General features: G+C 31.6%; 14 protein-coding genes. 3 read left to right on the top strand and 11 right to left on the bottom strand.

The genetic code is table 11. The features are described 5' to 3' along the window. Positions 1 to 124: 124 nt before the first annotated feature. Positions 125 to 3,046, bottom strand: coding sequence for a TonB-dependent receptor (locus IEW75_RS00320; RefSeq protein WP_188703932.1), 2,922 nt, complete (start codon positions 3,044 to 3,046; stop codon positions 125 to 127). 289 nt (positions 3,047 to 3,335) lie between these two features. Here IEW75_RS00320 and IEW75_RS00325 point away from each other — a divergent pair, with 289 nt between their 5' ends. Genes IEW75_RS00325 through IEW75_RS00335 form a run of 3 tightly spaced genes read left to right on the top strand, consistent with a single transcriptional unit; the run spans position 3,336 to position 5,580 of the window. Continuing rightward, positions 3,336 to 3,770 (top strand): hypothetical protein, encoded by a 435-nt coding sequence (locus IEW75_RS00325; RefSeq protein ID WP_229714361.1) that lies wholly within the window; start codon positions 3,336 to 3,338, stop codon positions 3,768 to 3,770. Between the two features lie 57 nt (positions 3,771 to 3,827). Then, the gene (locus tag IEW75_RS00330) at positions 3,828 to 4,559 is read left to right on the top strand and encodes a lysophospholipid acyltransferase family protein (protein ID WP_134248052.1); all 732 of its coding nucleotides are present in this window, start codon (positions 3,828 to 3,830) and stop codon (positions 4,557 to 4,559) included. 25 nt (positions 4,560 to 4,584) lie between these two features. Next, a complete protein-coding gene (locus tag IEW75_RS00335) occupies positions 4,585 to 5,580 on the top strand; it encodes an acyl-ACP desaturase (RefSeq protein WP_134248053.1) in 996 nt (331 codons plus the stop codon). 95 nt (positions 5,581 to 5,675) lie between these two features. Here the strand turns inward: IEW75_RS00335 and IEW75_RS00340 are convergent, their stop codons facing one another. From IEW75_RS00340 to fucP, 10 genes are all read right to left on the bottom strand, one after another. Beyond that, a complete protein-coding gene (locus IEW75_RS00340; protein ID WP_134248054.1) occupies positions 5,676 to 6,455 on the bottom strand; it encodes an amidohydrolase in 780 nt (259 codons plus the stop codon). Beyond that, complete coding sequence (locus IEW75_RS00345; RefSeq protein ID WP_134248055.1) at positions 6,443 to 7,600, bottom strand: methionine aminotransferase; 1,158 nt, start codon at positions 7,598 to 7,600, stop codon at positions 6,443 to 6,445. The genes IEW75_RS00340 and IEW75_RS00345 overlap by 13 nt, the downstream gene beginning before the upstream one ends. A gap of 27 nt (positions 7,601 to 7,627) precedes the next feature. After that, positions 7,628 to 7,849 carry a helix-turn-helix domain-containing protein gene (locus tag IEW75_RS00350; protein WP_134248056.1) on the bottom strand — a complete coding sequence of 74 codons (222 nt, stop codon included), beginning with the start codon at positions 7,847 to 7,849 and terminating at the stop codon, positions 7,628 to 7,630. A 2-nt stretch (positions 7,850 to 7,851) separates the two neighbouring features. Next, positions 7,852 to 8,364, bottom strand: coding sequence for a DUF2975 domain-containing protein (locus IEW75_RS00355; protein WP_134248057.1), 513 nt, complete (start codon positions 8,362 to 8,364; stop codon positions 7,852 to 7,854). A gap of 126 nt (positions 8,365 to 8,490) precedes the next feature. Beyond that, a complete protein-coding gene (locus IEW75_RS00360; RefSeq protein ID WP_373286313.1) occupies positions 8,491 to 9,234 on the bottom strand; it encodes a succinate dehydrogenase/fumarate reductase iron-sulfur subunit in 744 nt (247 codons plus the stop codon). Between the two features lie 10 nt (positions 9,235 to 9,244). Beyond that, on the bottom strand, positions 9,245 to 11,248 hold the full coding sequence (locus tag IEW75_RS00365; RefSeq protein WP_134248059.1) for a fumarate reductase/succinate dehydrogenase flavoprotein subunit: 2,004 nt from the start codon (positions 11,246 to 11,248) through the stop codon (positions 9,245 to 9,247). Positions 11,249 to 11,260: 12 nt separating this feature from the next. Next, positions 11,261 to 11,938: a succinate dehydrogenase cytochrome b subunit gene (locus IEW75_RS00370; RefSeq protein ID WP_134248060.1), complete on the bottom strand. Its 678-nt coding sequence runs from the start codon at positions 11,936 to 11,938 to the stop codon at positions 11,261 to 11,263. A gap of 97 nt (positions 11,939 to 12,035) precedes the next feature. Continuing rightward, on the bottom strand, positions 12,036 to 13,781 hold the full coding sequence (locus tag IEW75_RS00375) for a beta-N-acetylhexosaminidase (RefSeq protein ID WP_229714362.1): 1,746 nt from the start codon (positions 13,779 to 13,781) through the stop codon (positions 12,036 to 12,038). Beyond that, positions 13,745 to 14,077: an L-rhamnose mutarotase gene (locus IEW75_RS00380; protein WP_134248062.1), complete on the bottom strand. Its 333-nt coding sequence runs from the start codon at positions 14,075 to 14,077 to the stop codon at positions 13,745 to 13,747. Before IEW75_RS00380 ends, IEW75_RS00375 begins: the two co-directional genes overlap by 37 nt. Further along, complete coding sequence (gene fucP, locus IEW75_RS00385) at positions 14,074 to 15,450, bottom strand: L-fucose:H+ symporter permease (RefSeq protein WP_134248063.1); 1,377 nt, start codon at positions 15,448 to 15,450, stop codon at positions 14,074 to 14,076. Before fucP ends, IEW75_RS00380 begins: the two co-directional genes overlap by 4 nt. Between the last annotated feature and the right edge of the window lie 20 nt (positions 15,451 to 15,470).

Consider the following 15,470-nt stretch of genomic DNA (forward strand, 5'->3'; position numbering starts at 1 on the left):
TATTTTTTCGAAGTGCAAAGATAGTTCTTTGATTTTATTTTAAAAAAAATAATTAGAGTTTTTTAATAAAAACAAAAGCCCTGAAAATTTAGGGCTTTTATTTTAAACTTTTTTTTAACTTAAATTATGGATTAATAGTCCAAGAAGCAAAGTACTGTGAACCAATTTTTCCATTACCTGGTGCACTTAAGTATTCCTTACCTCCTAGGTTAGCTCCACCAATTTTAAAAGTAGATTTCCATTTTGGTACCGTATAATTAATTTGAGCATCAACCACAGTTCTTGCATCTATTACAGCATCTACAAATGAAGATTGCCAGAAGTATTCATCACTCCAACGAACATTTATATTAAATCCTAAATTTTCAATTACATCAGTATTTCCAATAGAAAATTTCACTTTATTTTCTGGAGTATTAAATCCTGCTTCATAATCTGGATCACTTTCTTGATCAAAATCAAATTTAGCATATGTATAACTTAAACCTACACTATAATTACCCGCAACCTTAGAGGAAACTCCAATACTACCTCCATAAGATGAAATATCTGCTTTTGAATTTGTATAAACTTGAAATGGTTGCCAATCACCATTTCCAATTGCAATTAATGCAGCTGGTGTTGGACCTCCTAATTGAGCTGGAAGAGGAATAATGTCAGAAAAATCAACCTGACCATAGTGTGGTACTACAACCGTTTTGTTTCCAATAAAATCTTCATAATTATTATAGTAAGCACTCGCATCTAAAGAAAACATACCAAACACTGCCCTATAACCAATTTCATAAGCTGTAACTTTCTCTGGTTTTACATAATCAAAATTACCAACTTTTAACAAACTAGGATTTGGAGAACCAGCAGCAGCACTTGCACCAAAAGCACGTAAAGAGGCTAATGTATAAGCGTTTTCATAGGCAGATCTTCCAGTTAGTTGAACTGAAGCTGGAAACCCTAATTGTTGGGCTGTTGCACTATTAGGTTTTGGATTGGATGTATAGCGATCTAAGTTGTCTGGTGCAGATCCAACTAAAATAGCTTGTGAAGCATCTAAACCAATGTATTGATCTTGTGTTGTTGGATTTCTAAATCCTGTTTGGAAAGACGCTCTTACATTTCTAGTTTTCCCTTGTCCTAATGAATATGATAACGAAATTCTTGGAGATACATTTCCGTCAAAATTCTTTGCTTTATCATAACGAATAGAACCTGTAAACTTTAAGCGATCGTCTAAATATTTCTTCTGAATTTGAGTATAAGCACCATATTCGTTATAATCAATTGCACCATCATAATCTGTAAAAATGGTTCCGCTAGAATTTAAAGAATATTGTCTCCAAGAACCTCCTAATTGAATATCTGCAAAATCCACTAATTTATGAAAGTTATAGTTTGCATCAGCATGGTATATTCTTGTATTATCTTGAAACTTAGCTCCTGTTGCCAAATCTGGATCTGAGGCAGTAGCATCTAAAGCTGCCTTAAATTCTGGTGTTCCAGGTTGTAAAGTAACAGTTGCATCTGCAAATTGTCTTGCACCAGCGTGCAGTTGAGCAGAAGCTGCTGCAACATCAGCTGGAGAACCTCCACCTTGAAGAATTTGACCTGCTCCTGAAGCATATGCACCGGCATACGTACCAAACCATTGAGATGCATCTGCTTTATTCATATTAATACCTGCAAAACGCATATCATAAGAATCTCCCGCATCTTCATCTGTCATATAAGCTCTTACAAAAAAGTCATCATTTCTAACTTCAATTTTATGTTGTTGCATAAAGAAGTTTTTAATACTATATCTATTTGCTCCTTGATAAATGGTATTTCCCTTACCAAATTTGGCATTATAAATAAATTCTAAATCGTCTTCAAAAGGCTTGTAATGTAAGGCAATATCTACTTTAGCACTTTCTGCTTGATAATCGGTTAAATCTCTTTCTCTATATCCTGTACGAGAGACGTTGTCTTTTGGAATCAAAGCAACTAACGGCCCTAATTCAGGGTTAGTAGTCGAAGCCAAATAACCAGCTACACCTTGCAAATCTCCAAATGGAGTCTCTGATAACTTTACTTCATCTCCATATACATTTAATCTATCAAATGCTGTTTGCCCTGTTTCAGGTACTATTATAGAAGATTCTCCTGGAACGCTATTAAGATGGTCATAATCTTTGTAATCTGTAGCATACCATTCTGTTCCTTTTAAAAAAGAAAATGAAGCTTTTGCAGCAAATTTATCACTAAATTTATGTGCCATTCTTATCCCTGCATCTACAAAATTATTATCTCCCGCATCTTTAGATGATGTTAATCCTGTTTTACCATATACACTTACTCCTTCAGAGTTAAATGGATTTTTACTTGTCATAAACAAAATACCATTAAAAGCATTTGCACCATATAAAGCGGAAGAAGCTCCTGGCAATAATTCAACAGTATTTACATCTAATTCAGACATTCCTAAAAGGTTTCCTAAATTAAAATTAAGAGCCGGTGACGAATTATCCATGCCATCTACCAATTGCATAAAACGTGTATTTGCAAAAGTTGCAAAACCTCTAGTGTTAACAGATTTAAATGTTAAACTATTGGTATTTACATCTACTCCTTTTAAGTTTTCTAAACCATCATAAAACGTAGGTGAAGAAGTGTTTTTTATTTCTCTAACATCCATTCTTTCAATAGTCACTGGAGATTCTAGAATGCGCTCTGGAGTTCTAGAAGCAGATACAACCACCTCGTCTAACGCAGTAGCAGACTCTTCTAATGAAATGGTTATTTTTTGATCATCTTTAGTAATTTCAACTTCGGTTGAAGAATAACCAATTAATGAAACCTCAATTGAAAATGGAGGATTTTGGGCAATTTTTAATGAAAAATTTCCATCAAAATCGGTTGTTGTCCCTATAGACTTTCCCACAACCTTAATATTGGCACCCGGAATAGGCTGGCCTGTTTTTGCTTCGATTACCGATCCTGTAATTGATGTTTGAGCCAACATCGAAACGCTAATAAAAAGTACAAAAAAAACACTTAATAATTTTTTCATAATATATAATAGAGTATTGATTAACGGGTCGCAAAATACAAATTTTTTCCAATTAACATTAAAACAACCAATAAAAAAATGAATATCTTTAAATATAAGGCGCATTTTATTGCGAATGTGATATTTATCACTTTAAAGTATTGCCATAAAATTATAAAAATCCATGTAACATTATTGATTAATTAAAAATGTATTTATCTTAATTCTTTTCAAAAAAAACCTCTCTTAATTTTTAAATATTAATTAAATTTTATTTAACTATTTTTGCACCAATTTAAAACTAACTATTATGATTAAAATGATTCACTCTTACTGGGCTTATATAGTTCTTATTGTATTAATTTTTGCTGTTATTAATGCCTTTTTAGGTTTAAAGGCCAACAAAAAATTTGAAGCTAAAGATTTACGAATTGCATTGTTTGCGCTAATTGCATCGCATATTCAATTAATTCTAGGCTTTGTAGCTTACTACTTATCATCTTTTTACGATATTATGCGTAATGTAGGGATGGGCGAAGTAATGAAAAATAGTGAATTAAGAAAAGTTTTAGTAGAACACCCATTAGTAGGTATCATTGGAATTACCTTAATAACAATTGGTTTTTCTAAACATAAAAAGAAAACTACAGATGCTGCAAAGTTTAAAACAATTGCAGTATTTTACACAATTGCATTAATTTTAATATTAAGTAGAATCCCTTGGGATTTATGGTTTTCTAACTAATTAAAATGTAGGTTGTTTTAAAATTCACTTTTAAAACAACCTACTATATTTTTAAACATGAAAAAAATACTATCGTACATACTTTCTCCAATTTTCTATCTTTTTTATGGAATTTTATTGCTAATTTTTCACGCATTACAATGGATTGGTTTTAATGTTGGAAACTACAAAGGGCACAAGATTGCAGTTGATTTAATGAATTGCGCACTTACATCCCTTTTGTACATTTTAGGAACGCGTATAAAATTTATAAATAAGTATCCAATTCCAAAAGACGTTCCGTTAATAATTGTCTCCAACCACCAAAGTATGCATGATATTTGTCCTATTTCTTGCTATCTAAAAAAACAACACCCGAAATTTGTTTCAAAAATTGAATTAGGAAAAGGAATTCCAAGTGTATCTTATAATTTAAGACATGGAGGCTCTGTATTAATAGATAGAAAAGATCCAAGACAGTCTTTAACTGCAATTAGAGATTTTGGAAAATATATTGAAAAGAACAACTATGCTGCAGTAATTTTTCCTGAAGGTACTAGAAGTAAAGATGGTGTTCCAAAACGTTTTTCAGAAAATGGGTTGAAAATGCTTACCAAATTTGCACCTTCTGCATATGTAATTCCTGTTACGATTAACAACTGCTGGAAACTTAATAAATTTGGGATGTTCCCTTTAGAGATAGGTGTAAAAGTTACTTTTGAGTTTCACGAACCAATAGAAGCAAATTCCTTAAAATTTGAAGACTTATTTAAAAAAGTAGAAAGCTCGATAAAAAATTCCGTAATTTAGCAGCCTACTACTAAAAAAATAAGACATGTCGTTACACAATATCCGGTTAGAGGTAATGCTAACCCTAGAAAAAAATATAGATACTTTTGTAGAAAAGTTCTTAATTACTCCCGAAAAAATTTGGCAACCAACAGATTTTTTACCGAACTCTCAAAGCGAAAAATTTATTGATGAAGTAAACGAAATTCGAGAATTATCTAAAGAAATGGACGATGATTTTTGGGTGGTTTTAGTTGGTGATACTATTACAGAAGAAGCTTTGCCTACATACGAGTCTTGGCTACTAGATGTAGAAGGAATTTCTCAGCACAGCGCAAACGGAGGCGATAATGGTTGGGCAAAATGGATTAGAGCTTGGACTGGTGAAGAAAATAGACACGGAGATGTATTAAATAAATATTTATACTTATCCGGACGCGTAAATATGCGTGAAGTTGAAATAACAACCCAACATTTAATTTCTGATGGTTTTGATATTGGTACTGCACGCGATCCTTATAAAAACTTTGTTTATACCAGTTTTCAAGAATTGGCAACATTTGTTTCTCATAATAATGTTGCTAAAATCGCACGTAAAAACGGACATAAATTATTAGCTAAAATGTCAAAAATTATTGCTGGTGACGAAATGCGTCATCACTTGGCATATACAGAATTTGTGCGACAAATCTTTCAACACGATCCAAGTGAAATGATGTTAGCTTTTCAATATATGATGAAACATAAAATTGTAATGCCTGCAATGAATTTAAGACATTCTTTTGAAGAAAAAGGAACTTTATTCGATCAATTTTCTATTGTAGCGCAGCGCACTGGTGTGTATACCGGTTTTGATTATGTAGATATTATTAGAAAATTAAATGCTACTTGGGAAATTGATAAAATTACTGGTTTAACCGCCGAAGCTGAAAAGGCAAGAGATTATTTAATGAAACTACCAGATCGTATGTATAGAATTACCGAAAGAATTGTAATTCCAAGTACAAAATACGAGTTTAAATGGATGCATCCTTTAACTTAAAATTTAAAAGTTATCTAAATTGTCATTCCTGCTTATGCAGGGATGACAATATTAAAAAAGCTAAGAGGTATCTTTTAAATATTTGTTAGCTTTTTTTATTCCTTTATCTCAAAAGCATCTTTATCATTTAGAAAGTTTAATTTAGTTCTAATTTCAGAAATATGCTTTTTTTCTAAAATTACAATTACAACAATTTCCGTATCTTCTTGAGTTTTTACAACTTGTTCTCCCAAACAATTATAAGCGGCCGTATGGCCATTGTATTCCAAATTATTGGCATCAATTCCTACTCTATTCACACCAATAGTGTAACACAAGTTTTCAATTGCTCGTGCTTTTAATAAAGTATCCCAGGCTGAAACTCTAGGCTTTGGCCAATTTGCAACATAAATTAAAACATCATAATCTTCGACATTTCTAGACCACACAGGAAAGCGTAAATCGTAACATACTAACGGACAAATTTTCCATCCCTTATAATTAATAATCATTCTTTCTTTCCCTCTATTATATACTGTATGTTCACCTGCCAATGTAAATAAATGCCGCTTGTTATAATATTCAATTTTTCCTTCAGGATGTACAAAAATAAACCGATTGTAAAAATTTTTATTTTCTGAAATAATAATACTTCCACAAATAGCTGTGTTTTTTTCTAAAGCTATTTGTTGCATCCATTTAACAGTATCACCAACCATGTACTCCGCAATATTTTGAGGTTGCATGCTAAATCCTGTAGTAAACATTTCAGGGAGTACAATTAAGTCAACATCCTTATTTATTTCTTTTATTTTTTCAGAAAAATGAATTCGATTTTGTTCAGCATTTTGCCAAACTAAATCTGCTTGTATGAGGGCAATTTTTAAATGTTGCATAGTATTTCTGCTGCTTTTTTTATAGTCTCGTCTGTTTTTGCAAAACAAAAACGTAAAACTTTAGTATCTAATCCATTTTCATTAAAAACTGAAATTGGAACACTTGCAATTTTTTGTTCTTTTGTTAATCGAATTGCAAAATCATAATCACTTTCATCTGTAATATTTTTAAAATTCAACAATTGAAAATACGTTCCTTTTGATGGTATAAACTCAAAACGAGTATCTTTTATTAAACTTAAAAACAAGTCTCTTTTTTGCTGATAAAAATTATTTAGATTTAAATAATTAGAAGGGGTCTTTAAATATTCGGCCAATGCAACTTGGGTTGGATGATTTACACTAAACACATTAAACTGATGCACTTTTCTAAATTCAGCCATTAATTCTTTTGGTGCCAAACAATAGCCTATTTTCCAGCCTGTATTATGAAATGTTTTCCCAAAAGATGCAGTTATAAAAGCTCTTTCAGCCAAAACTGGATATAAAGCCGCTGTTTGGTGAAGCTCTCCATCAAAAATTATATGCTCGTAAACTTCATCGCTTAATAATAAAATATTGGTATCCTTTAAAATGTTTTCCAATTGCAACATATCTATTGCGGTTAAAATTCTTCCAGAAGGATTGTGAGGTGTATTCACAATTATCATTCTAGTTTTATCAGTAATTAAACTTTTTACCAATTTCCAATCTATAATAAAACTTTCAGGATCTAACTGAACTGCAATTGCCTTTCCTCCAAAAAGTTGAATAGTTGGCTCATAACAATCGTACGCTGGTTTAAAAATTAACACCTCATCATCTTTTTTAACTGTTGTGGCAATTGCTGTAAAAATTGCCTGTGTTGCTCCAGCTGTTATAGTTATTTCAGTTTCAGGGTTATAAGAAACACCATATAAATGCTCCATTTTATTAGAAATTGCCTGTCTCAAACTAAAAATACCAGGCATTGGCGCATATTGATTTTTACCATTAACCATAGCTTTATGAACCATGTTAATAAGGTTCTTATCGCTTTCAAAATCTGGAAATCCTTGTGACAAATTAAGGGCATTTTCTTTGTGAGCTAAAGCACTCATTACAGAAAATATTGAAGTTGGTACTTCTGGTAATTTAGATTGAAAAGAATGTCTGTATATTAGCATTGTAATTAGATTTAAAATCTAAATTTACTAAATATCCTTAGATTTATCTGAAGAATATTCTAAAATATCTGATGGCTGACAATCTAACTCTTTACAAATTGCTTCTAAAGTAGAAAATCGAATCGCTTTAGCCTTACCCGATTTTAGAATGGATAAGTTTGCTGTTGTTATTCCAATCTTTTCTGCCAAATCTTTACTCCTCATTTTTCGAGTAGCAAGCATTACATCAAGATTTACAATTATTGGCATAATTAAATAGTTAGTTCGTTTTCTTCTTTTAACTTTTTTGATATTCCAAAAATTTCGCTTAAAACCATAAAGAATAATCCTAAACAAACTAATAAAACAAACGGACTAAAGGTAAAGTTAAAAGCAACAGTAACTTTACTCATGTAATAAACCTTATAAATAGTTGACGTAACTCCAGTTAAAAAAGCAGCAGTAATTAATAAATATCCAATTTTGTTAAAGTTTTTTAATACAACTTCATCAAAAACTTTTAGTCGATAAAAATATTTTAATACCACTCTAAAAAGATATAGACAATAAATTACAATTAAATATGATACCACTAAAATTAATGATAAAAATTTAGTTCCGTAATCCAAAATTTCAATTTGAACTCCGTTAATATTGAAGTCAAAGTCTCCCAATCCTATATCAAAAAAAACAATTACCATAATTACCAACATGGCAACTACAGAAATCATTGAAAAAAACCAAAGTAGATCAACAAGCGCTTTTAGAATATTAAGTTTTCTCATTATATAATAATTTAATATTTCTAAAAGTACATATAATTATCGAATAACAATAATGATTTGTTTTTATTCGATAAAAAAACCTGTTTTATTTCTAAAACAGGTTTTTAAAATATATTTTTAAAAGTATTAAATAATACTAGCCTTTAAATATTCACGGTTCATACGTGCAATATTTTCTAATGAAATTCCTTTTGGACATTCTACTTCGCAAGCTCCAGTGTTAGTACAGTTTCCAAATCCTTCATCATCCATTTGTTTTACCATATTTCTAACACGATCGGCAGCTTCAATTTTACCCTGTGGTAATAATGCAAACTGAGATACTTTTGCAGAAACGAATAACATTGCACTTGAGTTTTTACAACTTGCAACACAAGCTCCACAACCAATACAAGCTGCAGCATCCATAGATAAATCTGCATCTAATTTTGGAATTGGAATTGCATTTGCATCTTGTGTGTTTCCTGACGTATTTACAGAAATATAACCACCTGCTTGTTGAATACGCTCAAACGCCATTCTATCTACAATTAAATCTTTTATTACTGGAAATGCTTTTGCTCTCCAAGGTTCAATATAAATGGTATCTCCATCTTTAAAAGTACGCATGTGTAACTGACATGTAGTAATTCCTCTATCTGGTCCGTGAGGTTCTCCATTAATATGTAATGAACACATTCCACAAATTCCTTCTCTACAATCGTGATCAAAGGCAATTGGAATTTCATTTTTTTCAACCAAACTTTCGTTCAATACATCCATCATTTCTAAAAACGACATATGTTCTGAAATATCGGTAACTTTATATTCGACCATTTGACCTTTTTCTTGTGGCCCTTTTTGTCTCCAAATTTTTAACGTTAAATTCATAATGTCTATCTTATTTGTATGAACGAGTTTTTAATTCGATATCTTTAAATTCTAATTGTTCTTTATGCAAAATAGCTTCACTAGGTTTTCCTGTATATTCCCAAGCTGCAACATATGCAAAGTTTTTATCATCACGCAATGCTTCACCATCTTCAGTAACGTATTCTTCGCGGAAATGACCTCCACAAGATTCGTTTCTTTCTAAAGCATCTTTAGCAAATAATTCTCCTAATTCTAAGAAATCAGCTACTCTACCTGCCTTTTCTAATTCAGGGTTTAATTCATTTAAATCTCCAGGAACCTTAACGTTCTTCCAGAAATCTTCGCGAATTTCTTTAATTTCTTTAATAGCTTCTTTTAAGTGCTTTTCATTACGTGCCATTCCTACTTTATTCCACATAACTAAACCTAGTTTTTTATGGTAATAATCTACAGAATGTGTTCCTTTATTGTTGATAAAGAATTCTAACTTATCTTTAATTTCTTTTTCAGCAGCATCAAATTCTTTAGAATCTGTTGAAATTTTACCAGTTCTAATATCATCTGCTAAATAATCACCAATTGTATATGGTAATACAAAATATCCATCAGCCAAACCTTGCATTAATGCTGAAGCTCCTAAACGGTTCGCCCCGTGATCAGAGAAATTCGCTTCACCGATACAATACAATCCAGGAACGGTTGTCATTAAATTATAATCAACCCAAACACCACCCATTGTGTAATGTGTTGCAGGATAAATCATCATTGGTGTTTTGTATGGATTTTCATCAATAATTTTCTCATACATTTGGAATAAGTTACCATATTTAGCTTCAATAACTCCTTCACCTAATTTAATAATTTCTTCTTTAGAAGCGTTATCCATTCCTTTGATTTTAGCCTGCTCTGAACCATAACGATAAATTGCAGAAGCAAAATCTAAATACACAGCTTCACCAGTTGCATTTACACCAAAACCAGCATCGCAACGTTCTTTTGCAGCTCTCGATGCAACATCACGTGGTACTAAGTTTCCATATGCAGGATATCTTCTTTCTAAATAATAATCTCTATCTTCTTCAGCTAATTCTGTAGGCTTTAATCTTCCTTCTTGAATTGCCTTTGCGTCTTCTATTTTTGCAGGAACCCAAATTCTACCATCGTTACGTAATGATTCTGACATTAACGTTAATTTAGATTGGTAATCTCCTGAACGAGGAATACAAGTTGGATGAATTTGTGTCATACAAGGATTTGCGAAAAACGCTCCTTTTTTATGAACTTTCCAAGCTGCAGTTGCATTAGATCCCATTGCATTAGTTGATAAGAAATATACATTTCCATAACCTCCTGTTGCAATAACTACTGCATGCGCAGAATGGCGCTCTATTTCTCCAGTAACTAAATCACGTGCAATAATTCCTCTTGCTTTTCCATCAACTTTTACAACGTCTAACATTTCGTGACGATTGAACATTTCAATCTTTCCACGAGCAATTTGACGGTTCATTGCAGCATAACAACCTAATAATAATTGCTGTCCTGTTTGTCCTTTAGCATAAAAAGTACGAGACACTAATACACCTCCAAATGAACGGTTGTCTAACAATCCACCATAATCACGTGCAAAAGGAACACCTTGAGCAACACATTGGTCTATAATTGCTCCTGAAACTTCAGCTAAACGGAACACGTTTGCTTCACGTGAACGATAATCTCCACCTTTTACGGTGTCATAAAATAAACGATAGTTAGAATCACCATCATTTTGATAATTTTTTGCTGCATTAATTCCTCCTTGGGCTGCAATTGAATGCGCTCTACGCGGAGAATCTTGATATGCAAAAGCTTTTACATTATATCCTAATTCTGCTAACGATGCCGCTGCAGAACCTCCTGCTAAACCAGTTCCAACTACAATAATATCAATATTACGTTTGTTTGCTGGGTTAACAAGATTTACATTTTCTTTATAGGTTGTCCATTTATCTTTAATTGGACCTTCTGGTACTCTTGAGTTTAAAGTAGTCATATTCTCTTAAGATTAATGGTTAAAATGGTGGTATAAAGCAATTATAATAAATCCTAAAGGAATTACAATTGAATAAATAACACCTAAATTCTTAACGCATTTTGTGTATTTATTATTAAAGCCAATTGATTGAAAAGCAGATTGAAAACCGTGGGCTAAATGCAAGCCTAAGAATATAAATGCAACTACGTAGGCCGCTACTCTCCAAATTGGAAAAAATTTATGCTGCAACTCTTCGAAATAACGATAACCTTCTTGCCCAGGTAAAACACCGCTCATATCTCCTAAAACATATTTAGTGTTAATTTCTGGAATCCAAAAATCGATAAAATGTAAAACAATAAATGCTAAAATAGCCGCACCACTAAAAACCATGTTTCTTGACATCCAAGAAGCACTTGCAGCACCATTAAACTTAGCATACTTAACATTTCTTGCTCTTTTATTCCTTAGCTCCAAAACAAATCCCATAACAAAATGAAATACAACTCCAAATATTAATACAGGTTGCATCGCAAACTGAATTAATGGATTGGTTCCCATAAAATGAGAAAGCTCATTAAATAAATCTTCGCTAAATAATGAAGTTAAATTTACCGCTAAATGAATAATTAGAAAAATAATTAGAAAAAGTGCTGACAACGCCATAGCTACTTTTCTTGCAATTGATGAAGATATAAATCCGCTCATTTTTATTTAATTTTTTTAAAAAGCAAAGATACTATTTACTTTTTTGTTAAAAAACACAAATTTGTCCACTTTCCTTATTTAGAATGATTTTAAAATATTACTGTTTTCTTTCAAAAGTATGTTTTGCATAGTTTAAACCCATTTCTTCATAAACTTCAGAAAAATGTTTTAATCGTTCACTAAAATCTTCCCAATCTTTTGAAGCTGGTTGAGACCATGCTATTTCAGATAAGGCTGTCATTCTTGGTAAAATCATATATTCTACTTGTGTTGTTGTTGGAATATACTCCGTCCATACGTTTGCTTGTGTTCCTAATACATATTTTTGTTCTTCTGCCCTAAGTTCTGTAGGCATTGGCTCATAATTATATACATCTTCAACAGTTGTTAAACCTCCTATTGCCATTGGTTCATTATCTTTATCTTTATGCTGATAATGGTCAAAATATAAAGAGTGGTTTGGTGTCATAATAACATCGTGCTTTTGTTTTGCAGCAACAATTCCTCCTTCTGTTCCTCTCCAAGACATAACCGTTGCATTTGGCGCTAAACCTCCTTCTAGAATCTCATCCCAACCAATTATTTTTTTGCCGTTTGCGTTTACAAATTTCTCTATGCGTTGAATAAAATAACTTTGCAATTCGTGTTCGTCTTTTAAGTTATTATCTTTTATTCTTTTTTGACAATCTGGACATTTTTTCCAGTTACCTTTTGGACATTCATCTCCTCCAATATGAATATATTCTGATGGAAATAATGGCATAACCTCTGCTAAAACATTTTCTAAAAAGTGAAATGTCTCTTCGTTTCCACCACAAAAAACATCGTCAAAAACACCCCAAGTTTCTTGTACAATTTTTGGTGTTCCATTTGCTTGTATTTCTTTTCCTGCTTTTGAACCCATATCTTTAGTTACTTTTGTAGGTTCATTTGGAAAACAACTTAAAAAAGGGTAGGCTGCAATTGCTGCACTTCCGTGACCTGGTAATTCTATTTCTGGAATTACAGTTACGTGGTTTTCTGTAGCATATTTTACAACTTCTTTAACTTCTTCTTGGGTATAAAAACCACCATATTTTGTCTCTGTATTCCCTGTTCCAGGATGATGCCCAATAATAGTTCCGTTTCTCCAAGCTCCTATTTCAGTTAATTTAGGATATTTCTTTATTTCAATTCTCCAACCTTGATCTTCTGTCAAATGCCAATGAAACGTGTTCATTTTATGCATTGCAATTAAATCTATGTATTTTTTTATAAATTCAACTGGAAAAAAGTGACGCGCCACATCTAGATGCATTCCTCTGTAAACAAACCTAGGATTGTCTTTAATAGTTACTGCTGGAATTGTTAAATCTTCTAAATCTGAATTAATTAATTGTCTTAAAGTTTGAATTCCATAAAAAATCCCTTTAGGCGTTTTACCTGAAATAACAATTTTATTATACGTTACTAATAATTCGTATCCCTCTTCATTTTCAATTGTTTCATCTAATTTAAGAAGTATATCTCCATTAGATTCTTCAGAAGAAAATTGTATTGTTTCTCCAGAAACTGCTCCTAGTAATTCGGCTAAAAAAGTCCCTTCTTTCTCTAATGATTCTTCACCAGAAATTTTAGTTTTAGCATCTACTAAAAACTTACCTGTAGAAATTTCCATCGCCAAAGGTTTTGGTATAATTGGATATTCTTGCGCTGTATTTACAGTATCTTTATACTTATTTGAGCACGAAATTGTTAAAAAACTAACAATCATTAAAAAAGCTATTCTCATTATTTTATTATTAAAAATTAATACTTGTTTTATATTTATTGTAATTTGAATATTTGATCCATCAATACCCATTTTTCTCCATTTTTTGAAGTTGGTAGGGCTTTTTGATACTTCCACATTAAAGTTTCCCATTCTTGTACTTTTGGGTTATCAGCATCCTTAATTGATTTTTTTGCAAAAGAAAAAGTATCATGTACTTCCATTATCATAAATAATCGGTTGGAAATATTATAAATTTCTAGATTTAGAATTCTTGAATCTTTAATACTTTTTATAATTTCAGGCCATACATTTTTATGATGCTTTTTGTAAGCTTCAATCAATTCTAGATCGTCTAATAAATCAAGTGCTAAGCAGTATTTTTTCATGTATCTAATTTTGAAAATTCAACGTCAGAGGTTTCGTGTCTTTTAAATACTCTAAGTCCATACCAGGCAATATACAAAAAACAAAAAAATGGTAATATAAAGGAGAAATTCACTTCTGAAACTCCTACAATTAATGAATCATTTACTCCGTTACCACCAACATCTATTATTACTCCCTGTAATTTAGGCATTAAAGCTCCTCCAACTATAGCCATTACCAAACCTGCTGCTCCAATTTTTGATTCTTCTTCGTTTAATCCGTCTAAGGAGATTCCATAAATTGTTGGAAACATTAACGACATAAAAAATGATATTGCTACCAAACTATACAAGCCAAAAAAACCTTCTAACCAAATTGTTCCTGCCGAGAAAACCATTGCCAATAAAGCAAAATACATTAATAATTTTCCTGAACTTAAAAAACGTAACATATACGTTCCTATTGCTCTACCAATTAAAAACACAATAAAAGCCATAAACTGATAGTTTGCAGCTTCTTCACTACTAATTCCAATAGCTTCTGCATATTGATAAATATAGGTCCAACACATAATTTGTGCACCAACATATAATACTTGTGCAACAACACCTAAAACGTATTTTTTATTCTTAAATAATTTACAAAAAGTCTCTCTTAAACTCGGAATACCACCTTCATCTTTTCCTTGAGGCATTTTGCTTATGGCAATTAAAATAAACACTCCAATAATTACCAATCCTAAAATTACATAAGGATCTCGAATTACCATTAAATCAGAAGTTTTTATCAATATTTTTTTTGCTTCATCTAGCGTTGCAAAATTTACAATGTCATCTGATTGTAATTTTTTCAATACAAAAAATTGTGCAACCAATAACCCCGCAATCAATCCAACAGGATTAAAAGCTTGTGCCAAATTTAAACGTCGCGTAGCAGTTTTCGGATCTCCCATAGCTAAAATATAGGGATTTGCAGTCGTTTCTAAAAAAGCCAATCCAAAAGTTAAAATGTACAATCCTAAACAAAAAAACCAAAATTGTTCTGCAATTGCAGCAGGATAAAATAATAGAGCTCCAATAGCGTATAATGCCAATCCTATTAATATTCCAACTTTATATGAATATTTTCTAACAAATAAAGCTGCTGGTAAAGCCATACAAAAATAACCGCCATAAAACGCCATTTGTACCCAAGCTGCTTGAGAGTTTGAAAGTTCTAATACTTTTTTAAAAGCCTGAACCATTGGATCTGTTACCGCGTTTGCAAAACCCCAAAGCGCAAATAATGAAGTTACCAATATAAATGGAATCACTACTTTTTTTGAAACAATTGGAACCTTCCTTTTTAAATTTACATTACTTGTTTCTTCTGAAGTATTAGCAGTGTTAGCCATAAGATTGAAAAATTTATTGA

This window comes from Lutibacter litoralis (assembly GCF_014646675.1).
In the GTDB taxonomy this organism is placed as follows: Bacteria; Bacteroidota; Bacteroidia; order Flavobacteriales; family Flavobacteriaceae; genus Lutibacter; species Lutibacter litoralis.

Bases quoted from the DNA above. Each gene is read 5' to 3' on its own strand.
- IEW75_RS00320 (WP_188703932.1), bottom strand. From the start codon at position 3,046: ATGAAAAAATTATTAAGTGTTTTTTTTGTACTTTTTATTAGCGTTTCG.
- IEW75_RS00325 (WP_229714361.1), top strand. From the start codon at position 3,336: ATGATTAAAATGATTCACTCTTACTGGGCTTATATAGTTCTTATTGTA.
- IEW75_RS00330 (WP_134248052.1), top strand. From the start codon at position 3,828: ATGAAAAAAATACTATCGTACATACTTTCTCCAATTTTCTATCTTTTT.
- IEW75_RS00335 (WP_134248053.1), top strand. From the start codon at position 4,585: ATGTCGTTACACAATATCCGGTTAGAGGTAATGCTAACCCTAGAAAAA.
- IEW75_RS00340 (WP_134248054.1), bottom strand. From the start codon at position 6,455: ATGCAACATTTAAAAATTGCCCTCATACAAGCAGATTTAGTTTGGCAA.
- IEW75_RS00345 (WP_134248055.1), bottom strand. From the start codon at position 7,600: ATGCTAATATACAGACATTCTTTTCAATCTAAATTACCAGAAGTACCA.
- IEW75_RS00350 (WP_134248056.1), bottom strand. From the start codon at position 7,849: ATGCCAATAATTGTAAATCTTGATGTAATGCTTGCTACTCGAAAAATG.
- IEW75_RS00355 (WP_134248057.1), bottom strand. From the start codon at position 8,364: ATGAGAAAACTTAATATTCTAAAAGCGCTTGTTGATCTACTTTGGTTT.
- IEW75_RS00360 (WP_373286313.1), bottom strand. From the start codon at position 9,234: ATGAATTTAACGTTAAAAATTTGGAGACAAAAAGGGCCACAAGAAAAA.
- IEW75_RS00365 (WP_134248059.1), bottom strand. From the start codon at position 11,248: ATGACTACTTTAAACTCAAGAGTACCAGAAGGTCCAATTAAAGATAAA.
- IEW75_RS00370 (WP_134248060.1), bottom strand. From the start codon at position 11,938: ATGAGCGGATTTATATCTTCATCAATTGCAAGAAAAGTAGCTATGGCG.
- IEW75_RS00375 (WP_229714362.1), bottom strand. From the start codon at position 13,781: ATGGGTATTGATGGATCAAATATTCAAATTACAATAAATATAAAACAA.
- IEW75_RS00380 (WP_134248062.1), bottom strand. From the start codon at position 14,077: ATGAAAAAATACTGCTTAGCACTTGATTTATTAGACGATCTAGAATTG.
- fucP (WP_134248063.1), bottom strand. From the start codon at position 15,450: ATGGCTAACACTGCTAATACTTCAGAAGAAACAAGTAATGTAAATTTA.